Source organism: Nocardioides sp. Soil805 (genome assembly GCF_001429625.1).
Lineage (GTDB): Bacteria > Actinomycetota > Actinomycetes > Propionibacteriales > Nocardioidaceae > Nocardioides.
Genome location: NZ_LMSU01000004.1, coordinates 178,594 through 198,883, shown reverse-complemented (window position 1 = coordinate 198,883; position 20,290 = coordinate 178,594). Strand labels below are relative to the sequence as shown.

Genomic DNA, 20,290 nt, shown 5'->3' with positions numbered 1-20,290 from the left:
GTGGCCGAGGAGCAGCAGTCGCCGAGTGGCGGTGGGGCCCTGCTCCACCGCCACCCGCGCCTGCGGCTCGGCCTGCTCCTGGGGCCGCCCATGCTCTGGCTGGGGGTCCTCTACCTGGGCTCCCTGGCCGCGCTGTTCATCACGTCCCTGTGGACCGTCGACGCCTTCGGCGGCAACATCCAGCGCGTCTGGAACCTCCAGAACTACCGCGACCTGTTCACCATCGACGTCTACCGCACGATCACGGGTCGCACGATCGCCACGGCCGCAGCCGTCACCGTCATCGACGCGCTGCTCGCCTTCCCGGTCGCGCTCTACATGGCCAAGGTCGCGTCCCCGAGGCTGCAGCGCGTGCTGGTCGTCCTGGTGCTGACGCCGCTGTGGGCGTCGTACCTGGTCAAGGCCTACGCCTGGCGGGGCATGCTCTCCAACGACGGACCGGTGGAGTGGCTGCTGGCCCCGCTGGGGGGCGGCACCCCGGGCTACGGCCTGGTCGCCACCGTCATCACGCTGGCCTACCTGTGGCTGCCGTACATGATCCTGCCGATGTACGCCGGTCTGGAGCGGCTCCCGGACTCGCTGCTCGAGGCGTCGGCGGACCTCGGCGCCTCGAGCGCCACCACGGTCCGGAGGGTCGTGCTGCCCGTGCTGTTCCCGGCCGCTGTGGCGGGGTCCATCTTCACGTTCTCGTTGACGCTCGGCGACTACATCGCGGTGCGCATCGTGGGCGGGACCAACCAGATGCTCGGCAACGTCGTCTACGACTCGTTCCTGACCGGCAACAACATGCCGTTCGCTGCCGCGGTCGCGACCATCCCGGTCGTCGTGATGCTCCTCTACCTCGCCGCCGTACGACGTACCGGAGCCTTGGAGAGCCTGTGACCTTCTCGCGCGCCACCCGGGCGCTCCTCCTCGGCATCACCGGCCTGGTGCTGCTCTTCATCCACGTGCCGCTGGCGCTGGTGGTCGTGAACTCCTTCAACGTCTCGCGCACCTTCGCGTGGCCGCCCCCGGGCTTCACCACGCAGTGGTGGTCCGCCGCCGCCCAGTCGGCCGGGGCGCGCAACGCGATCGTGGTCTCGCTCGAGGTCGCGCTGCTCGCGACGGCCGTGGCGCTGCTGCTGGGGACCATGGCGGCGCTCGCGCTCCAGCGGTTCAGCTTCTACGGGCGGGACACGATCTCGCTGCTGATCATCCTGCCCATCGCGCTGCCCGGGGTCGTGACCGGCATCGCGCTGGCCAACGCCTTCCTCACCGTCATCGGGATCGAGCTGGGCATGCTCACGCTGGTCGTCTCCCACGCGACCTTCTGCATCGTGACGATCTTCAACAACGCGATCGCCCGCCTGCGGCGGGTGGGCGGCAACCTGGAGGAGGCCTCGATGGACCTCGGTGCCGGCACCTTCAGGACGTTCCGGTCGGTGACCCTGCCCATGCTGCGCTCGGCCCTGCTGGCCGGCGCGCTGCTGTCCTTCGCCCTGTCCTTCGACGAGATCATCGTGACGACGTTCACCGCCGGCCAGGGCATACAGACGCTGCCGATCTGGATCTACCAGAACCTCTTCCGGCCCAACCAGGCCCCGGTCGTCAACGTCGTCGCCGCGGCGCTGATCGTGGTCTCGATCGTCCCCATCTGGCTGTCTCTCAAGCTGGCCGGGCCCGACGAGTCCGTCGCCGCGGTCCGCTGACGGCGGCAGCGCCGGGGGCGTCCTCGGCCGGGGCTGGGCGACAAATGGGTGTCCGGGAGCCGCCCCCATGGTCGAGGCTGGCCCGATGACGAGCAGCGACCTGTGGGACGTGGAGACGGCCGAGCGCTACGACGAGGCCTCGGCGTTCATGTTCGCCCCCGACGTCCTGGACCCCGCGGTCCGCCTTCTGGCCGATCTCGCGGACGGCGGTCCGGCGCTCGAGATGGCGATCGGCACGGGACGGGTGGCCATCCCGCTGGCCGAGCGCGGCGTCCCGGTGAGCGGGGTCGAGCTCTCCCAGCCGATGGTGGACAAGCTGCACCAGAAGCGGGCCGACATCCCCGTCGTGGTCGGTGACATGGCGACCAGCACGGTGCCCGGCATGTTCTCGCTCGTCTACGTCGTGTGGAACAGCATCGGGAACCTCCGGACGCAGGACGAGCAGGTCGCCTGCTTCGAGAACGCCGCCCGCCACCTCGCACCGGGTGGCCGTTTCGTCGTCGAGCTGTGGGTCCCCGGCATCCGGCGCCTCCCGCCCGGCCAGGACGCCGTCCCGTTCCACGTGGGGCAACGCCACGTCGGCTTCGACACCTACGACATGACCACCCAGCAGGGGACGTCCCACCACTACCGGCGCCATCCCGACGGCTCCGTGACGTACGGCGCCAGCAACTTCCGCTACATCTGGCCGGCCGAGTGCGACCTGATGGCACGGCTCGCCGGGATGGTCCTCGAGCGACGGAGCGCCGACTGGGACGGCGCTCCCTTCACCGAAGACTCCGAGAGCCACGTCTCGGTCTGGCGCCGCCCGGCGTGAACGGCGGCTAGTCCTCGAGGGCGCGCAGCTCCGTGCCGCGGGCGCGCCGCATCGCCGTGACCCGCGCCGACAGGTCGGCGACGTCGGCGTCGCGACGGCTGGACAGCTGGTGCGGGTCGAGGGACAGGTCGTACAGCTCCCACTCGTCGCGCTCGTGGTGCTCGATGTAGGCCTGCGAGCCCTCGCGCAGCATCGCCCAGCCGAGGTTGGTGTTCTCGACGAGCAGGCGGCGACGCCACGACGACCAGTCACCGCTGCGCAACGGACCCAGCATCGAGCGGCCGGAGAGCTCGCGGCCCGCGTCGGGGTCGAGACCGGCGATCTCGAGCGTGGTGGGCATCAGGTCGACCTGGGAGACGAAGGCGTTGCCGGTGCCCGGCTCGACGCCCGGTCCGCGCACGACGAACGGGATGCCCGCGGACTCCTCGTAGGGCTGTTCCTTGCGGAAGAGCCGGTGCTCGCCGAGGAGGTAGCCGTTGTCGGAGACGAAGAAGATCCAGGTGCGCTCCAGCTGGCCGGTCCGCCACAGGACGTCGAGCAGCAGACCGACCTGGTCATCGAGGTCCTGGAGCTCCTCGAGCTTCCCCTCGAGCACCCGCCGCATCAGGGCCCGGTCCTGCGGGGGCAGGTCCCGCATCCAGGTGGGCTTGTCGGACAGGTCGGCCTCGTTGAGGGCGGGCGGGTCCCACGTGGCGTCGTCGAAGTCGTGGCGGTGCTCCGCGCTCGGTCGGTAGGGGTCGTGCGGGATCGACGGCGCCCACGCGGCGAACCACGGGCCGCTGTCCTCGTGCCGCTCCACGAACCGTCGCAGCCGCTCGGCGGCGAAGGTGTCGGCGGCCGCCTGGCCGTCGAGCTGGCGCACGTCGCCGTCGACGTTCACCTGGCCCCGCTTGCCGACCGTGGCCACCCACCGGCCCCAGCCGGGCGCGACGTACTCCGGGTCCTCGCCGAGGCCGTTCATGTACTTGCCGAAGTAGCCGGTGTCGACGTCGGCGCCGCGCATCCGGGTGGCGACGGTGTCGCGGTCGAGGCCCTGGTCGACGAACGGGCGGTGCGTGCGGTTGTCGTGGCAGCCGTGGTCGTGGGGGTAACGGCTGGTGAGCATCGAGGCCCGTGCCGGCCCGCACCACGGCATCGCGGTGTAGCCGCGACGGAACCGGACACCCTTCTCCACCAGCCGCTTCCACGTCGCGTCCATGGTCGGGAGCGTCGAGCGCATCTGGTCGTCGGTGATGATCCACAGGACGTTGTCGGCCATGCGGCCCGACACTACGCTCGCCGGGATGAGCCGCATCTTCGCCACGAGCTTCGCCTCGGTCTATCCCCACTACGTCACCAAGGTGGAGCGCAAGGGCCGCACGAAGGCAGAGCTCGACGAGGTGATCGAGTGGCTCACCGGTTTCGACGACGCCGCCCTGGGCCGGCACCTCGCCGGCGGCACCACGATCGAGGACTTCTTCGCCGACGCCGCCCTCAACCCCCTCGCGTCGCACATCACCGGTGTGGTGTGCGGCGTCCGCGTCGAGGACGTCGAGGATCCGCTGATGCGCAAGATCCGCTACCTCGACAAGCTGGTCGACGAGCTGGCCCGCGGCAAGGCCATGGACAAGGTCCTGCGGACGTAGCCTCGACCGGGCTGCGAGTCACCCCGGATAGGGGACCTCGCTGGCCCAGGCGTCGCCGGCGGTCGCGACCGCCCGCCAGATCGCGTCCGCCACCCGGTCGGGGGTGAAGGCGCCCTCCCGGGCCAGCGTGCCGCGGACGGTGACGGACACCGCGCGGATCCCGTCCGGTGCGAGGGCGGCGTCGAGGCTGTGGACGAGGTTGCGCACCCCGGCCTTCTGCACGCCGAGAGAGGCCGCGCCGTGCCATGGCTCGTCGGCGGCCATGCTGCCCGTGACGCTGATGCGGCCACCGGACAGCAGGAACGGTCGAGCCGCCTGTACGGCGGTCAGAAGCGCGCCGACGCCGAGCGCGACGTCCTCGAGCAGCTCGGGGACCGTGAGGTCCAGCGGGCCCTTCTCCCGGTAGGCGCTGGGGTTGAAGTGCAGGACGTCGATACGTCCCCACGCCTGACCCAGCTGCCGCACGGCCCCGGTCGCGGCTGCCGTGTCGGTGAGGTCGACGGCCACGGACCGGACGGTGGCGCCACGCGGCTCGAGGTCGGCGACGAGTGCGTCGAGGGCCGGCCGGTTCCGGCCGACCAGCCCCACGTCGTACCCCTCGTCGACGAAGCGGCGAGCCAACGCGCCGCCCACGCCAGGACCTGCACCCACCACGACGACGACCGGCCTCACCATGGGGCCTTTCTACCCGGCCTGCCATGGTGGAGCCATGACCTCACCGACGCAGCCGTCGTCCGCACCCGTCGTCGTCACCGGGGCCAACGGCCTGGTGGGGAGCCGCGTCGTCGCGGCGCTCAGCGAGCGAGGGGCCGCCGTGCGTGCCGTCGTACGCCGTCCCGGCACGGCCCCGGCCCTGACCGGGGTCGAGGAGCTGGTGGGGGACTTCGCCGACCCGACCTTCGCGGCCGCCGCGGTCTCGGGTGCAACGGCGCTGGTCACCACCGTGCACCCGCTGGGCGGGGACGCGGACAGCCAGCGCACGGTGGGCCTCGACGGCACGCTCGCCATCGCCCGGGCGGCTGCCGGGGCGGGCGTGGAGCGCCTCGTGCACGTGTCGACGGCCGCGGTCTACGACCGTAGCCCGGGGCTCGGCGACGTCGACGAGCACTCGGCCCTGGCGGGCGACGACGCCGGGGACTACGCGGTGATCAAGCGGGACGTGGACCTCGCGCTGGCCGAGGTCGACGGGCCCACCCGGGTCCTGGTGCGGCCGCCGGCGATCCTGGGCGCGGGGGAGACGTCGGTGTGGAACACGGTGCGCCCGGCCCAGGTGCGCGACGACGAGCGCGCGCGCCGGGCGGTCCCGGAGCAGTCGTTCAACTGGGTCCACGTCGACGACCTGGCCACGCTGACCGCCGACGTGGCGCTCGGTGCTGTCGCCACCTCCGACGACCCGGAGGCCGGTCCGGTGGCGGGCGGGTGCACTGCCGTGAACGTCGCCGGCGAGCCGGCGACGCAGCGCGACTACCTGGGCGCGGTGACCGACGCCATCGGCCTGGAGCCGGTGTGGGAAGAGGGGTCCGCCTGGACCGGGCAGATCCGTGCCGACCGCGCGCGCCGCTGGGGCTGGGAGCCGCGCGTCGGCCTCGACCGGGCGCTGGCCGAGCTCCGGGCGGGGCTGCGGGCCCGCGCCTAGCGGCCCCGGCCGGCGCGGCGGCGCCGCTCAGGCCATCTCGGGGACGTGCAGGTGGGCGTAGGCGAGCTCGTACTCGTGGACGTCGACGATCTCGCCCTTCGACTCGCTGGCGGTCCGGCTGCGCATGTCGTCGGCCGAGGCGCGGCTGGCCTCCATGGCGGCCCGGTCCTGCCACACCGTGCTGGCGCAGCCCATGCCGGTCGACGAGTTGACGAGCAGGCTGGCGCCGCAGAACCCTGCGGTCTCCTCGAGGTCGCGCAGGATGCTGGTCCGGAACGTGTCGGTCATGGCGTCGAGGTCGCCCTGCAGCCAGCTGACCCGGCAGCACTGACCGTGCTGGTCCCGGTGCATCACGGCGATCTCCCACTCGTCGATCTGCAGGGAGGCGCCCAGGATGCCCTTCCCGCGGTCCCGCATGGCCCGCAGCTGCCCGTCGCTGGCGCGCATCGCCTCCTCGCTCTCCCAGGAGCTGGTGGCGATGCACTGCCCGTCGTGGCGATCGACGATGAACGAGAGCCCGCGCGAGCCCGTGATGTCGTGGAGCATGGGGGCGACCTCGTTCTCGACGAAGGCGATGCCCGCGTCCACCTGGTCCGGCCTGCCGTGGAAGGTGCTGGAGCGTGCGTACACGGTCCACTCCTCTCTGGAGGGGCGGTGCCCCGTCCGGCACCGCCGGTCCCTCCTGCCTACTCCGATCGGGGCGGGGTCGCCATACCCAGTTGTGCGGCCCCTGGTCCCGGGGACCTTGTCCCCTACCCGGCCTGCCTCCGGGTCACGATGCTGGGCCGTACGTCGGGCCGGCACCGCTGGGTGGGCGCGCGGGGCGGGTCAGAGCACCGAGAAGCCCGGCGGGAGTCCCGCCCTGCCGGTGAGCGCGAGCAGGAGCGCGCCGGCGTCGCCACGGGCGACGGCGAGCTCCGCCGCGATGGACAGGGCCTGCGCCGCCGCGGTGCCCGGCACGTCCACGGGCTCGCCCAGGGCGGTCGCGAGATCGGCGGTGTGCACGGCCAGCTCGAACGTGCGGGTCGGGAGGTAGTCGCCCAGCAGCATGCCGCCCACGATCGTGGTGACCGGCTCCGTACCGTCCTGGTCCTCGACGAGCGCCAGGACCCGGGTGGCGATCTGTGCGACGGCGGTTGCCGGGTCCGGACCCAGCGCGGTGCCGGCGTCCCGGCCGCGCTGGGCGACGTCCGGCCCACCGGCGATCGCACCGGCAGCCCGGTAGTAGTCGACCGGGGAGCCGAGCTCGACCACGGCGGCAGGACGCCCGAGGTAGGCCTCGACGGTGAGGAACGCACGGCTCGTGTGGCCGACCAGGGCGCGCACGTCCCACTCGCCCAGCGCCGCCCGGTCCCAGCGGTCACCCACCCGCCCGGCCACCTGCACGAACCACTGCGCGGCGTCGGCGAACGCCCGCCGCGACCCGGCCCAGGAACCTGCCATGCGTCGAGGCTAGACGCCCGTGCGGGCCTTCACGGCGCGACGGCGGGATGTCAGGCTCTCGGTCGTGCCCACCTTCTCCGGCTCCGACGACCTCCAGGAGGCGGAGTTCGTCGACGTCGACCTCCGTCGCGCCCGCTTCGTCGGCGCCGACCTCTCCGGGGTGGTGATGCGCGGGGTCGATGTCCAGGGCGCCGACATCGACGCGCCCTGGCTGTCCGAGGACGGCGGCAGCCTGCTCATCAACGGCGTCGACGTCGCCCCGCTCGTCGACGCGGAGCTCGACCGCCGCTTCCCGGGTCGCGCCGGCCGCAGGGCCGAGGACCCAGACGGCCTGCGCGCCGCGTGGGCGGGGCTCGAGGAGACCTGGGCGACGACCCTCGAGCGTGTCGCGGCGATGCCGGCGGGCACGGTCGACGTCTCGGTGGGCAGCGAGTGGAGCTTCGCGCAGACGCTGCGCCACCTGGTGATGGCCACGGACACCTGGCTGGGACGCGCGGTCCTCGAGCTCGGGGCGCCGTACCACCCGCTCGGCCTCCCGCACGGCGACTACGAGACCGACGGCCACGACATGTCGGTGTTCGCGACGCATGTCCCGTCCTGGGCGGACGTCCTGGAGGCACGGGCGGACCGGGTCGCCCTGGTGCGCGACCACCTCGCCGCCGTCACGCCCGACGAGCTCGCCGCTCCGCGCGCCGACGCGTGGGACCCGGACCACCAGGTCACCGTGCTCCACTGCCTGCACGTGATCCTCAACGAGGAGTGGGAGCACCACCGGTACGCCGTGCGCGACCTCGACGCCGTCGCCGCAGCGTCCGGGGACTGACCCGTCACCGACGCTGCATCTCCCACGCCAGGTCGATGGCCGCGAACACGGCAGCGGGCTGCGCCCGGTCGAGGTAGGCCTCGACCTTGTGGTGCGCCTCCATGCGGGGTGGCACTCCGAAGGTGTCGGGGTAGGTGTCCAGGAGCGCCTCCCGCTCGCCGAGCGGGACCCGGATCACGACGGTCCCCGGGTCCTGGAGGCGCACGACCAGGCGGTCGCGGACGTACCACGCCGGACGCGACGGCGTCCCCTTGCGCTTGACCTCGGGCAGCGCCTCCGCGTACCGGCCGACCTCTTCGGGGGTCATCCGGGCAGCGTAGGCCCGCCGGTACGCCGCGTCGACGAGACGTCGGTCGTCTCCTGCGGGGCGCTCGTCCCGCTGTCCGGGGCGCCCAGGACCATCAACATCTCGGGATGGGGCATCGGCTCGAACCCGACGCGCGCGTAGACCTCGTGGGCGTCGCGCGTCGAGAGCAGGACCCGCTTCAACCCCATCGGGCGGAGCGTGGCGACCACGACCTCTGCCAGCCAGGAGCCCAGCCCACGACCGCGGTGGGCGCGGTCGACGTACACGTCGCACAGCCAGGCGAAGGTCGCGCGGTCGGTGATGACGCGTGCGTAGGCGACCTGGCTGCCGTCACCGGCGAACACGCCGAAGTTCAGCGAGTTCCGCGCGGCGTCGGCGACGGTGTCGCGGGTGCGGCCGATGGCCCAGAACGCATCGGTGGACAGCCAGTGATGGATCCGGTCGACGTCCATCCGCCCGGGATCCGAGTCGATCTCGTAGTCGTCCCTCACGCGTTCCGTGGTCACCCCGGCATCGTCCCAGCCGACCCGGCCGGTGCGCCCGGAGCACGGATGCCGCGGGCGCGTCGGGCGGACCTTAGGGTTCCGCCATGCGCGTGCTTCTCGGTCCGACGTTGTCCCACGAGTCCTTCCGTGGTGGCCGGCACTTCGGGGGCCTCGACGGCACCCGCGCGATCGCCGCGCTCGCGGTCGTCGGGTTCCACTTCAGCGGGCCGGCGCCGATGTTCGCCGGCGGCTGGCTCGGGGTGCACATGTTCTTCGTGCTCTCCGGCTTCCTCATCACCACCCTGCTGCTCCGCGAGGAGGCCACCACGGGCCGCATCTCGCTGCTGGGCTTCTGGGTGCGTCGCATCTTCCGCATCGCCCCGGCCTACTACGCGGCGTTCCTCGGCTCCTACCTGCTGCTGCGGTGGAGCGGGACGTGGGAGGCCGCCGGCGGACCCGGTGCGGTGCGCTACTTCCTCACCTTCAACCCCGAGTTCTCGCCGAGCTTCATCAACTTCGAGCAGGCCTGGACGATCGGTGTCGAGCAGAAGTTCTACCTCGTGTGGCCGCTGCTGGCGTTCGTGCTGGTGCCGCTCCTGGGTGCCGTGGCCGGCGGCGCCGGCCGCGCCCGCGCGGCCGCGTGGGCGGTCCTGGTCCCCGCCCTCGTGTGGCTGATCTGGCACCACAACATCTCGTGGGTCCACTACGTCGCGATCCTGCTCGGCTGCGGGGTGGCGCTCGCCATGCACTCCGGTACGACGTTCCGGATCCTCGCCCCGCTGTCGTCGCGCGTCGTCCAGGTCGCCCTCGCCGTCGCGATCTACTACGTCCAGAGCCACTCGGCCGAGCTCACGGTGCGCGGCGGGGGACCGGCGCCACTCATCCTCGGCTTCGCACTGCTGTGCGCCCTCAGCCTGCCCAGCCTGTGCGGGCGCACGGAGATCAGCAGGATGCTGTCCCTGGCGCCGTTCCGCTGGCTGGGGGAGCGCTCCTACTCGATCTACCTGTTCCAGATCATCGGCGGCTACTTCGTGGCGATGGCGCTGCCCGACTGGCGCAACGACCTGAACAAGGCGCTCGTGGTCACGATCGTCACGATCATGATCGCCGACTTCGTCTACCGGTTCGTCGAGCGTCCCGGCATCGAGGTGGGTCGACGCCTGGCGCGCTGGCTGGCCGCCCACCCGGTCCGGGGCACCGCGCCGGCCGCGACGGCGCAGACGCCGATCGGCGACCTGCCCGCCGACGGTCCCGCCACGGCCGCCGCTGGTCGTCGACGTGGACACCCTGCTCCCGGCGGAGGATCCTGACGTCGGAGGCGACGGACCGGAGGCCACGTGGGTGCACTGCCACGACCCGACCTCCCGCCCGGACCGCGGCGGGAGCTCAACGACGCCCTGCACGACCTCCACCACCTGGCCGGGTGGCCCTCCCTGCGCACCCTGGCCCGCGAGACGGGCGTCTCCCACACCACCGTCTCCCACGTCCTCTCCACCCCCAGGCTCCCCACGTGGGGAGTCGTCGAGCTCCTCGTCGAGGCCCTGCACGGCGATCGCGACCACCTCCATGTGCTGTGGCTCGACGCCTCCACCAGCGGCGACGACGTCGCTGGGTCCGCACCCCGGATCGCCGGGCGCCGAGCCGAGGTGGCCGCCGTACGCCGCCACCTCGAGACCGGAGCCGGCCTCCTTCTCGTCACGGGCGAGGCCGGCATCGGCAAGACCACCCTGGTGACCACGGCCGCCGGGCAGGCGGGGTGCTTCGTGGCCGTCGCCCGCTGCCTCCCCCTGTCCACGCAGGTGCCGCTCATGCCGATCGCGGACGCGCTGCGCAGCGTCCTCACCCACGAAGGTGGCGAGTGGTTCGAGGACGCGCTGAGGGCGTGTCCCGCCTACGTCGCGCCGACCCTCGGTGTCCTCCTGCCGGAGCTCGACGTCGCTCCGCCTCCGCCGATGGGTGGCGGCTCGGACCGCCAGCGGTTCTTCAGTGCCGTCGCGGCCGTGCTGGAGGCGCTGGGACACCTACGGCCCTGGGCGCTGGTCATCGAGGACGTGCCGTGGGCGGATGCCGTGACCCTCGACCTGCTCGAGCGCCTCGTCGCCGGCACCCACCTGCCGCCCGTCGTCGCCACGTGGCGCACGGAGGATCCCGACCTACCGGACGAGCACCTCGCGTGGCGGGGTCGGACGTCCCGCCGGGCCGCGACGCTGCACCTGGAGGCGTTGACGCTGGCCGAGACCACCGAGCAGCTGCGGCTGCTGGGGGTCGACGCCGCGACCGACGCAGAGGCCATCCATCGCAGGAGCCTCGGTCAGCCGCTCTTCACCGAGCAGCTCGCTGCCGCAGGGTCCGACCGGGTCCTCCCCGGCGAGCTCCAGACCTTCCTGGCGCGCAGGATCACCGACCTCGACGAGGACGCGTGGGTCCTCGCGCGCACCCTCGCCGTGGCGGACCGGCCACTCACCGCGTCCGAGCTCGCGACGGCGGCCGGTCTCGACGCCGATCCCACCCCGGCGCTGCGTTCCCTGGACTCGCGCCGGCTGCTGGCCGAGGACCGCGACGTGGTGCGGCTGCGCCACCCCCTGGTGGCCGAGGCCATCCGGCATCGGCTCGTCCCGGGGGAGGGGGACCACGCCCACCGCGCTGTGGCGCGCCTGCTGGCGGAGCTGCCGGACCCTGCGGAGAGCGAGATCGCGGACCACCTGAAGGCCGTGGGCGACAGCGCAGGAGAGCTGGTCTGGAGGATCCGCGCAGCCCGCTCGGCAGAGCGACGATTCGCTCGTGAGGAGGCATATCCGCTGTGGAAGCGGGCGCTGGAGCTGTGGCCTCGGCCGGACACCGACCTCGACAGCGCCACGACGCTCACCGAGGTCCACGTGCGGGTCATCGAGACCTCGATCGCCGCCGGCGCCGGCGAGGTCGTCGTACGCCGCCACGTCGAGGACGCGATGGCGGCGTCCCTGCCCGACCAGGGCCGGGCGGAGGTGCTCATGCGCGCCGGCGACCTCGAGTGCGCCGTCGGTGACGAGGACGAGGGGCTGCGACTGATCGAAGAAGCGGTCGCCATCAGCGACCGGTACCCGCCGACCGCGGACGCCGTGCACATCCTGGAGGTCCGGGCCAACATCCTCGGCTCCCTGGGTCGCCACGCGGAGGTCCGCGCCGTCGTCGAGAAGGGCCTGGTGATGGCCGAGTCGGTGGGCGCGGTCGCCCTCCACCGGGTGATGCTCGCGCTCAAGGCGTGGACGCTGGCCGAGCAGGGCAAGGACGAGGAGGCCGTGGCACTCGCCGCCGAGGCGCGGCTCATGGCACCAGCGTCCGAGGACCCGGCGTGCGCACTGCGGGTCGCGGCGTGGGAGACCGACGTCCTCCTGGCCACCGGGGCTCCACGGGAGACGGTCGCCGCGGCCGCCGCGGGCGCGCTCGCCGAGGCAGACCGGTGGCACATCCCCAACCTCTTCACCGACTCGGTGGTGGCCGCCGTCGCGCTCGCGCACCTCCGGGCCGGCGACGTCACCGCCGCTGCGGCAGTGGTCGATCCGCGTCTCAGGGACCACACCCGTGCCGGGCTCGGTGCCACGCAGGATGCGCACTGCGCGATCCTCCTCCGACGCGGGCGGCTGGACGAGGCGCAGGCCCTGCTGCGCACCCAACCCTCCCAATACGACTACAACTACAACGTCAGCTCGTCGGAGCGCGACGTCCTCGAGGCGGAGCTCTGCCTGTGGGCAGGACGCTTGCACGACGCACGCGAGCCTATCGACCGGACCGCCGACTTCCTGCTGTCCGGTGGTTACGCGGCGACGTCATCACGGGTGCTGGCGCTGCACGCCCGGATGGAGGCGGACCTCGGGTCCTCCGACACGCGGGACCGCGAACGCGCCGAGCGGCGCCGACGTGTCACGGCTCGACGCAGCTCGGGCCACCTGGACCCGCTGGGCCCCGATGCGCGTGGGCCGGACCTCGTGGCGAACCGGCTGCTCTGGTGCGCGGAGCTGGACCGCATCGACTCCTCCGACCGGCTCGAGCAGTGGGTCGAGGCCGCCGCAGCCTGGGACCGGGTCACGCGCCCGCACGACGCGGCGTACTGCCGGTGGCGCGGCGCCCAGGTCGCGCTCCGGGAGGGTCGGGCCACGCTCGCGGCGCGGCTGCTGAAGCGCGCGGCCGCGGACGCCCGTGAGCACGTTCCGTTGCTGCGCGCCATCACGGCCACCGGAAGCGGCCGCTGACCGCCCGCCCGGTCCGGTGCGCGTGAACCAACCGGGCCTCCCGGCTGGCGGACCCGGAAAATCCCGCGCGACGGCGCCTCAGCCCCCAGTGCGAGCTGCTGCGCGGGACGCAGCAGCTCGCACTGCGTCCGCGCCCGAGCCTCGCGGTGTGACCTGCTGCGCTGGGCGCAGCAGCTCGCACCACGTCCCCGGGGGTGCTCCGCGCCGAGCGCGCGGGCAGCGAGGGTCGTAGAACGCAGAAACCCCTCCGACCCGCGAGGACGCCGGTCGGAGGGGTTTCGGTTCGGTCGGGCTGACAGGATTTGAACCTGCGACCCCCTGACCCCAGTCTTGCCGAGCTCACGCTCCGACTAGCGGTTTCACGCTCAAACGGGATCAAACGGTGTGATCTCAGTGCTCTCAGATGCCGTCATACACCCCAGGTTCTCCCGCTTTGCACCCCAAGACGCACCCCAAGAACCCGTGCTGTGGGAGAAGCTCAGAGGCCCGTCTGGTTGACGCCGTAGGTGGCCTGCTCGGGGGTGTAGCCCTCGAACACGAGCTGGTCGATGAGGCCCTGACGCGAGAACGCGGTCATGTCGAGGTAGTTCTTCGCGGACTTGGCCGCCTGCTCGTTCCAGTCGACCTTGATGTGGTTGACCGCGTAGATGGCGTCAGCCTCCGAGTAGTCCTCGAACACCAGCTGCTCGACGAGGCCTTTGTGGGAGAAGGCCGTCATGTTGATGTAGTTCTCGGCCGAGGCCATCGCGTTCTCCTGCCCCGGGGTCAGGACGGGCTCAGGCTTAGGCGCCTTGGTGGGCTTGGTCTTCGCGGTGGCCGCCGTGGCGTCCGCCCCCTCCTCGGAGGTGACCTTGTCGCGCTTCTCGGTGGCCTTCTCCGCGAAGGTCTTGTCGGTATCGGTGTCGCTGTCGGACATGGCCACTCCGACGACAGCGGCGCACCCACCGACGAGCAGGATGAAGCCGAAGACGATGCCGAGGCCGATCTTGACGATGCTCTTCATGGTGTCTCTCTCTGGTGTGTGTGGGCGTGCGCGTGGGCCCCGAAAGAGAGCCCCCCGTACGTGCCCGACGAGTGTCTATCGGACAGTCGTGGCTGTCAGGTGATTCCTGACATTGGTGAACGTTCGTTGTGCTGGTTCGTCAGGCGCACATCTCATGCTCGACCTCGTTAAGGAGGCGCTCTACGAGGCCGATCACGGCGGCCTCCAGCTTGTAGCCGTGCACGCTGAGCGTGAGTCGCGGGTCGCCCTGGACGTTCGCGGGCACGTGTCCGTTTTGTCCTCGCCGTCGTCGCTCAGGTGGTCGAGTGGTTTCGGGGATCGCTCCGGCCCAACGCCGCCATCTACCGCCAGTGACCTCGCTTGGACGACGGGTCACCAATCTGTCGTTGCTCGCAATTACAGTCGGACGGGCGATCAGCAGACTTTCCCTGGTTGCCGATCTCGGCCGCAACGACAGGAAGCACATGCCCCAGCAGATGACCGGTGTCCTTTGCCGGTGCCGAACTTCGTTGGGAGCATCAGCGCGACCGCGAGGCAAAAGGCCTGGACCGCAAGGGCAGGATGACCTACCGGACGACGTGGAACCACCTCATCGTTAGCAACGAGGGCAGAGCCGCTGCCGAGGGGCTGACGTTCACCGTCGAACCCGTTGGAGACACCGAGTTCCACTTTGAAGCCGTCGATGCGCCCTTCGACCTCCGGCCCGGTTCGGAGATGGCTTGGTCGCTCATACCCTTCGGCGGTTGGGGCACTACGGGAACGAACGTCCTTGTGAAGGCGCAGTGGCATGAAGGAGATCAGGTCAAGGAGGGTGAGTGGACCGTCACCCTGATGTCTTGATGCGCTTGAGCGGTGGACTCGCCGGCCAAACGGTCGGAGTTTTCGCAGCGTTGGCCTTCGCCTCCAGTCTCATTGCGTCCGTGACATATCGCGCCGGGCAATCACGACCGCCCACCCTTCGCCTCGTTGGTGGGGGTGGATCTTCTTCGGCTATCTCATCCCCTGTCGCGCGAAGGTCCAGCAACGTCATGGTGAGCGCCTGCACGGCCTCCTCGCTGCGGTCCACCCATGCACCGGTCCGTGGGTGCTGAAACAGCGTGGCGGTCCCGCACGTGTTACAGCGGTTCAGCGCGACGGCGTGCGTCAAGGCGTTGCGCTCGTCCGCCGCGTCAAGCACGTCGCCCAACCACTGGACGGCGTCGTCCGGCACCAGACGCGGGTATTTCTCTCAGAACTTGAGCACTGCTTTCGCGGCTTGCTTCGTGGTGAGTCCAGGGTCCGGCGACTTTGGCATCGACGACAGGTGTCCGTAATCCAGCATCCGCAGCATGTCGATCAGCAGTTCACTAAGGGCCGTGTCTGCCAGCGTGAGGTGGCCGAAGTCGCCAACCCAATCCCCGTCTCTCGTCATAGCGTCCACCGTAGATCGGGGTATGCCGCTGGCGCGGGCTTCTGACGGGCCAGTCTGGGTGTGCACCCCGATTCTGCGGTTCGGTGCTGCCCCTTTCGCTGACCTGCGAGAACGAGGTTGACTATTGGGAGCACTTGACTCCGGGTCATGTGCGCCTAGGTTCCAAACTGTGGGGCGGGTGTTGCACCCCAAGTTGCACCCCAAGAGCCCGTTGTCCACAACCCTCGAAATCGAACAACGCCCTGACCTGCAGTGATGCAGATCAGGGCGTTGATTGTTCGGTCGGGCTGACAGGATTTGAACCTGCGACCCCCTGACCCCCAGTCAGGTGCGCTACCAAGCTGCGCTACAGCCCGAACACCCATCACCTCAGGTGATGGGCGAGCGAAACCTTACCCCAGCGCTCACCGCGATCGACAATCAGGTCGCGCACCCCGGGGAGCGTGCCGTCCGGCGTCAGGCCATGGTGCCGAGCGAGGCCCCGACGAAGCCGGGGAACACCCGGCTCGAGTCGACCCCGAACCGGCTCCGCACGACCTCCGAGAGCACGCTGCGGTAGTCGGTGGTGACCGTCAGGTCGGCGTCCGGGCTGTTGGTCAGGCCGGGCCAGCTGCCGTGGTAGCGCCCGCCCTGGACGCCGGCACCGGCCAGGAACATCACGTTGCCGTGGCCGTGGTCGAGGCCGTAGTTGGCGTTCTCGGCCACCCGTCGGCCGAACTCGCTCAGGCAGACCACGGTCACCTTGTCGCCGAAGGAGCCGATGTCGGCGAAGAACGCCGCGAGGGCGGACGCGAAGGTGGCCGCGTTGTCCTTGAGCTTGCCCCACTCCAGCGTCCCGAGACCCGTGTGCATGTCCCAGTCGCCCTGGTCGACGGTGATCACCTGGACGCCCACGTCACCGCGGATGATGCGGGCGGCGTGCGCGAGGGCGTCGCCGAGGTCGCCGCGGGGGTACGTCGCGCCGCCCGCAGGCGTGTCCGGACCCGCGACGACCGGAGCCAGGATGTCGACCGCGGTGAAGGTGTCGCGGGCGGCCTCGCCCAGCACCGACCTGTCCGATCCCCAGAGGGTCTTGAGGCTGCTGCGGCGACGGGCCGCGTGCCCGTCCTCCTCTCCGGGGATCGAGAGCCGGTCGAGCGACGACGCGGCCATGGCGGGGGACGGACCGGCCAGCGACGTGGGGACGACGCCGCTGCCGAGGCCGATGCCCTGCACCGGGCTGGTCAGGGCGTCCAGCCCGATGAGCCGGTTGAGCCACCCGACGCGGGTCGCGGAGCCGGCGCTGGCGTCCTCGATCTCCTCCATCGCCGAGAAGTGCGAGCGGTTGGCGGCCGGAAGCCCGGTCGCGTGGACGGCCGCGAGTCGCCCCGACTCCCACATCGGGAGCAGCGGAGCCAGCGCGGGGTGCAGGCCGAACATCCCGTCGCGGGCGAGCAGGCGCTCGGCAGCGATCGCGATGCCGGGGCGGGCGGCGTAGTAGACGGGGTCCGCGTGCGGCACGACGAGCGACAGGCCGTCGGCGGCACCTCTCAGCGACACCACGACGAGCACCGAGGGCGCCGGGGTGGCGGCCGCAGCCGAGGCGCGGACCTCCGCGCCGCCGTACACGACCGACAGGCCGGCGACGCCGGCCGCGGTGCCGAGGAGGGTGCGGCGTGACAATCGGGCGCGCGTGAACTCGGCGCAGCAGTCGTCGGCAGTCGTCATCTCGGTCACCGGGTCATGTGGGCGGGGGAGTCGAGCAGGGTCACGATCAGGCGGGGCATGCCCCACTCCACGAGGTCGTGGGACTTCGTGATGGTGGTGCCGGGCTTCAGCCCGGTGGCCTGGCAGCAGGCCTTGAGGAGCTGCTTGCTCGCGGGGCGGAAGAGGATCCGCGCGGAGAGATGGTCCACCAGGTCGTCGAAGCGCACCTTCTTGGACGGCAGCCAGGACGCGGGGGAGCGGTAGTGGATGTCCTTCTCGGGCCACCAGCCGCCGGCCATGGACCAGTGCATCCCGAAGGACGCGGCCATCCGGCCAGCCGAGGCCCAGGCGGCGTTGGTGATCGGTGCCCCGTCGGGGCGGCTCCAGGAGAACGGTCGCCCGCCGAGTCCGTCGGTCTGCCACAGGATCGCCTCGGCGGCGGAGTCCGGGGCCGCCGGGCGCCGGACCTTCACCCCCAGCGCACGGTAGGTCGCCACCACGTCCTCGGCGGGGTCGCGGACCTTGGTGCCGCGCGAGGCCCGGAAGACCGGTGAGGCCACGAGCGCCTTGAGCACCGGCACGATGGCCGTGTCGTGCTGGAGGTAGACCTTGGCCAGCTGGTCGACCAGCGCCTGCGGCGGCTCGTCGCGGACGAACTTCGTCGCCAGCCGGCGCGCCACGCGTTTCGCGGTGGCCGGGTGGTGTGCCAGGTAGTCGGTGTAGCGCCGCGTCAGGTCACGGCCGTCGGCGGAGCGGTTGTCGTCGCCGAAGCCCATCACCCGCACCGGGCCGGTCGCGTGGTCGTCCGGCGAGTACGCCGCGGCGAAGGTCTTCCACACGTCCACCCTCCACCCGGTCAGGATGCGGGCCGAGTCCTTGACGTCGGCCTCGGTGTAGAGGCCGCGGCCCACCGTGTGCAGCTCGAGGAGCTCGCGGCCCAGGTTCTCGTTGGGGTGCACCGCGGTGGAGGTGGCGTTGTCGAGGTAGATCCCCATCGCCGGGTGCGTCGTCACGGTGAAGAGGAGGTCGCTGAAGCGGCCCAGCGCACGCGCGCGGATCGCGTCGCCGTACGCCACGCGGTGGGTGAAGACGCCGTCGGCGCCGACGGGGACGTGGAAGTGGTTCTCCCACAGCTCGGTCATGACCTCGAGCACCTGCCGGCGGGAGGTCACGCGGCGCACCAGCGCGCGGCGCATGTAGTCCTCCATCACCATCCACCCGGGCTCGACCTCGCTCTGGGTGCGCTGCCACAGGTCCAGCGGGCTGCGGTGCAGGGACGGCCACCAGTCGTCGGAGACGCCACCCGGGCCGTCGGAGACCTTGCCGGGGGAGAGCTGCTGGGCGAACCAGGCGTCGGCCCCGTGGCGGCGTACGTCGCGCACCAGGTCCTTCGTCAGCCCGTAGGAGAACCGCGTGACGAGATGGCGATCGGCGCCGGGGAGCACGCCCGAGGACGGCTTCTTCCGGCGCTTGTCTCCCCAAGGCTCCCGCCCCTTCGTCCCAGGCACGGGAGGAGCCTAGAGCTCTTGTTACCAAGGTAACGAGGCGATGGCCACGGATGGCCCGAAAGGACTACCCGGTGGGAGCCCCGGGCTCGGGGAGCGGACCGAACGTCTGGTTGCAGGCCGCCCCGCCGCAGGTGATGAGCTGGCTGCGGCGCTCCTCGAGGGCCGCGGCGATGGCTGCGTACGCCGGGTCGTCGATGCGGTTGACGAGCTGGTCGGGGTCGAGGTCGTCGTCGTAGAGGAACGCGTCGGCCCCGTTGACGCCGTACAGGTAGCGATCGGTCCGCACCCCGCGGTAGGCCCACCCGTCCCCGCCGTCGTCACCGGTCTGCACGAGTGTGGTGTCGCGGAACGGCTGGTCGAGGCCGCGCAGGGTCGGGACGAACGACGAGCCGTCCACCGGCCACTGTGCCGAGGCGCCGGCGATGGCGGCGAGGGTCGCGGGCAGGTCGACGAGGGTGACCGGCAGGTCCGACGTCGTGCCCGGCGCGATCCCGGGGCCGCGGACCAGCAGCGGGACCTGCAGGACGGGCTGGGTGAGCACGTTCTTGCCGATGAAGCGGTGCTCGCCCAACGAGTAGCCGTTGTCGGAGGTGAAGACGATGACGGTGTGGTCGAGCTCGCCCGTCTCGCGCAGCGTGTCCACCAGCGAGCCGACCGCACGGTCCACCGACTGCAGCGCGCGCAGGCGTGCCCGGTGCTCCTCGATGACGACCTGCGGGTCGGCGTCGCGCCGGTTGCGGAACGGGCGCGGCTGGTCGAGGACCGCACGCTCGTTGAACGCCGGGTCCTGCAGCGACGGCGGCATCGCGTGCGCGAACCGGTCCGCGTCGCGCGGGGCGCTGGGCGGGGGCACCGGCTTGCCGTCGTCGATGCGGTAGTGCGGGGCAAGGTGCCAGGAGAAGAGGAGGAACGGTTCGTCCTTGCGGGCGAAGCGACGCACGGTGTCGTTGGTGCGCTCGGCGATGACGTCGGTGACGTAGCTGTCCTTGAAGGCCTCGGGGCTGTCGTCGTCGTCGGCGAAGGAGAAGTCGAGGTAGTCGTAGACACCGGCGACCAGCGCGTCCCAGTGCGTCCAGCCGGACGGGCGGGTGTCCTGCGCGGTGTAGCCGTTGAGGAACTTGCCGACGAAGCCGGTCTGGTAGCCCGCCCTGCCGAACCAGGCGCTGACCTCGTGGGTCGGGTCCAGGGCCTGGAAGCCGCCGAACGGGCCGGCGTTGTGCTGGACGCCGTTGTTCTGGGCGTACTGCCCGGTGACGAGCTCGGCCCGCGCCGGGCAGCACAGCGGGTGCGGCGAGATCGCATCGGTGAGGTCGAGGCCCTGGTCGGCGATCAGGCGCTGGGTCTGCGGCATCCACCGGAGGTCGTCGTCGCGCATGTCGTCGGTCATCACGAACACGACGTTCGGGCGGGCGTCACGGGCGGCCCCGCGCGAGACGGTGCCGTCGTCGGCGGGCATCGGGAGGCCGGCGGTCCCGGAGGCCACGGGGACCACGGTGGGGCTCGGCTCGGACGGCCGCGCGAGGCCCGCGGCCGCGGACCCCACCACCAGCACGGCGGCCAGCGCGGCCGTGCCGCTGCGCATCCACCCGTGCATCGTGTTCCCCTGCTCGCCCCGACCGAAGGGCCCAG

Annotated in this window: 20 protein-coding genes and 1 tRNA gene; 9 read left to right on the top strand and 12 right to left on the bottom strand. The window is 71.7% G+C overall.

The window, feature by feature from the left end:
* The 3 genes from ASG94_RS18390 to ASG94_RS18380 all read left to right on the top strand — a co-directional run bounded on the left by ASG94_RS18390 (position 1) and on the right by ASG94_RS18380 (position 2,505).
* The gene (locus tag ASG94_RS18390; RefSeq protein ID WP_056927925.1) at positions 1 to 882 is read left to right on the top strand and encodes an ABC transporter permease; all 882 of its coding nucleotides are present in this window, start codon (positions 1 to 3) and stop codon (positions 880 to 882) included.
* Complete coding sequence (locus tag ASG94_RS18385; RefSeq protein WP_056927924.1) at positions 879 to 1,688, top strand: ABC transporter permease; 810 nt, start codon at positions 879 to 881, stop codon at positions 1,686 to 1,688. The genes ASG94_RS18390 and ASG94_RS18385 overlap by 4 nt, the downstream gene beginning before the upstream one ends.
* An 85-nt stretch (positions 1,689 to 1,773) precedes the next feature.
* Positions 1,774 to 2,505, top strand: coding sequence for a class I SAM-dependent DNA methyltransferase (locus ASG94_RS18380; protein WP_056927993.1), 732 nt, complete (start codon positions 1,774 to 1,776; stop codon positions 2,503 to 2,505).
* Positions 2,506 to 2,512: 7 nt separating this feature from the next.
* Here the strand turns inward: ASG94_RS18380 and ASG94_RS18375 are convergent, their stop codons facing one another.
* Positions 2,513 to 3,763, bottom strand: a complete 1,251-nt coding sequence (locus tag ASG94_RS18375) for a sulfatase-like hydrolase/transferase (protein WP_162260840.1) — start codon at positions 3,761 to 3,763, stop codon at positions 2,513 to 2,515.
* 25 nt (positions 3,764 to 3,788) lie between these two features.
* Here ASG94_RS18375 and ASG94_RS18370 point away from each other — a divergent pair, with 25 nt between their 5' ends.
* Positions 3,789 to 4,130, top strand: coding sequence for a DUF2200 domain-containing protein (locus tag ASG94_RS18370; protein ID WP_056927992.1), 342 nt, complete (start codon positions 3,789 to 3,791; stop codon positions 4,128 to 4,130).
* An 18-nt stretch (positions 4,131 to 4,148) separates the two neighbouring features.
* Here the strand turns inward: ASG94_RS18370 and ASG94_RS18365 are convergent, their stop codons facing one another.
* Positions 4,149 to 4,805 carry an SDR family oxidoreductase gene (locus ASG94_RS18365; RefSeq protein WP_056927922.1) on the bottom strand — a complete coding sequence of 219 codons (657 nt, stop codon included), beginning with the start codon at positions 4,803 to 4,805 and terminating at the stop codon, positions 4,149 to 4,151.
* Between the two features lie 34 nt (positions 4,806 to 4,839).
* On the opposite strand from ASG94_RS18365, the gene ASG94_RS18360 reads away from it, so the two are divergent.
* Positions 4,840 to 5,766 (top strand): NAD-dependent epimerase/dehydratase family protein, encoded by a 927-nt coding sequence (locus ASG94_RS18360; protein ID WP_056927921.1) that lies wholly within the window; start codon positions 4,840 to 4,842, stop codon positions 5,764 to 5,766.
* Between the two features lie 27 nt (positions 5,767 to 5,793).
* Here ASG94_RS18360 and ASG94_RS18355 read toward each other — a convergent pair whose 3' ends face one another.
* Together ASG94_RS18355 and ASG94_RS18350 are read right to left on the bottom strand one after the other, a co-directional pair.
* On the bottom strand, positions 5,794 to 6,396 hold the full coding sequence (locus ASG94_RS18355; protein ID WP_056927920.1) for a hypothetical protein: 603 nt from the start codon (positions 6,394 to 6,396) through the stop codon (positions 5,794 to 5,796).
* 198 nt (positions 6,397 to 6,594) lie between these two features.
* Positions 6,595 to 7,209, bottom strand: coding sequence for a maleylpyruvate isomerase N-terminal domain-containing protein (locus ASG94_RS18350; protein ID WP_056927919.1), 615 nt, complete (start codon positions 7,207 to 7,209; stop codon positions 6,595 to 6,597).
* A 64-nt stretch (positions 7,210 to 7,273) separates the two neighbouring features.
* On the opposite strand from ASG94_RS18350, the gene ASG94_RS18345 reads away from it, so the two are divergent.
* A complete protein-coding gene (locus ASG94_RS18345; protein WP_056927918.1) occupies positions 7,274 to 8,032 on the top strand; it encodes a DinB family protein in 759 nt (252 codons plus the stop codon).
* A 4-nt stretch (positions 8,033 to 8,036) separates the two neighbouring features.
* Here ASG94_RS18345 and ASG94_RS18340 read toward each other — a convergent pair whose 3' ends face one another.
* Both ASG94_RS18340 and ASG94_RS18335 read right to left on the bottom strand, forming a co-directional pair.
* A complete protein-coding gene (locus tag ASG94_RS18340) occupies positions 8,037 to 8,339 on the bottom strand; it encodes an MmcQ/YjbR family DNA-binding protein (RefSeq protein WP_056927917.1) in 303 nt (100 codons plus the stop codon).
* Entirely contained in the window at positions 8,336 to 8,845 is a 510-nt protein-coding gene (locus ASG94_RS18335) for a GNAT family N-acetyltransferase (protein WP_200958188.1), read from the bottom strand. Before ASG94_RS18335 ends, ASG94_RS18340 begins: the two co-directional genes overlap by 4 nt.
* Before the next feature lie 83 nt (positions 8,846 to 8,928).
* Between ASG94_RS18335 and ASG94_RS18330 the strand changes: the two genes are divergently transcribed.
* Both ASG94_RS18330 and ASG94_RS18325 read left to right on the top strand, forming a co-directional pair.
* Positions 8,929 to 10,134, top strand: a complete 1,206-nt coding sequence (locus ASG94_RS18330) for an acyltransferase family protein (protein WP_056927916.1) — start codon at positions 8,929 to 8,931, stop codon at positions 10,132 to 10,134.
* Between the two features lie 27 nt (positions 10,135 to 10,161).
* Positions 10,162 to 13,053, top strand: coding sequence for an ATP-binding protein (locus ASG94_RS18325; RefSeq protein WP_056927915.1), 2,892 nt, complete (start codon positions 10,162 to 10,164; stop codon positions 13,051 to 13,053).
* Positions 13,054 to 13,531: 478 nt separating this feature from the next.
* On the opposite strand, the gene ASG94_RS21465 is transcribed toward ASG94_RS18325, so the two are convergent.
* Entirely contained in the window at positions 13,532 to 14,056 is a 525-nt protein-coding gene (locus tag ASG94_RS21465) for an Ltp family lipoprotein (RefSeq protein ID WP_082624342.1), read from the bottom strand.
* 483 nt (positions 14,057 to 14,539) lie between these two features.
* Between ASG94_RS21465 and ASG94_RS18315 the strand changes: the two genes are divergently transcribed.
* A complete protein-coding gene (locus ASG94_RS18315; protein WP_056927914.1) occupies positions 14,540 to 14,896 on the top strand; it encodes a hypothetical protein in 357 nt (118 codons plus the stop codon).
* A 388-nt stretch (positions 14,897 to 15,284) separates the two neighbouring features.
* Here the strand turns inward: ASG94_RS18315 and ASG94_RS18310 are convergent, their stop codons facing one another.
* From ASG94_RS18310 to ASG94_RS18290, 5 genes are all read right to left on the bottom strand, one after another.
* Complete coding sequence (locus tag ASG94_RS18310) at positions 15,285 to 15,467, bottom strand: hypothetical protein (RefSeq protein ID WP_056927913.1); 183 nt, start codon at positions 15,465 to 15,467, stop codon at positions 15,285 to 15,287.
* A 282-nt stretch (positions 15,468 to 15,749) separates the two neighbouring features.
* A tRNA-Pro gene (locus ASG94_RS18305) sits at positions 15,750 to 15,823 on the bottom strand.
* 100 nt (positions 15,824 to 15,923) lie between these two features.
* Entirely contained in the window at positions 15,924 to 17,174 is a 1,251-nt protein-coding gene (locus ASG94_RS18300; RefSeq protein ID WP_056927990.1) for a DUF1501 domain-containing protein, read from the bottom strand.
* Positions 17,175 to 17,179: 5 nt separating this feature from the next.
* Positions 17,180 to 18,661, bottom strand: a complete 1,482-nt coding sequence (locus ASG94_RS18295; RefSeq protein WP_082624340.1) for a DUF1800 domain-containing protein — start codon at positions 18,659 to 18,661, stop codon at positions 17,180 to 17,182.
* 64 nt (positions 18,662 to 18,725) lie between these two features.
* The gene (locus ASG94_RS18290) at positions 18,726 to 20,255 is read right to left on the bottom strand and encodes a sulfatase family protein (RefSeq protein ID WP_082624339.1); all 1,530 of its coding nucleotides are present in this window, start codon (positions 20,253 to 20,255) and stop codon (positions 18,726 to 18,728) included.
* Positions 20,256 to 20,290: the final 35 nt, after the last annotated feature.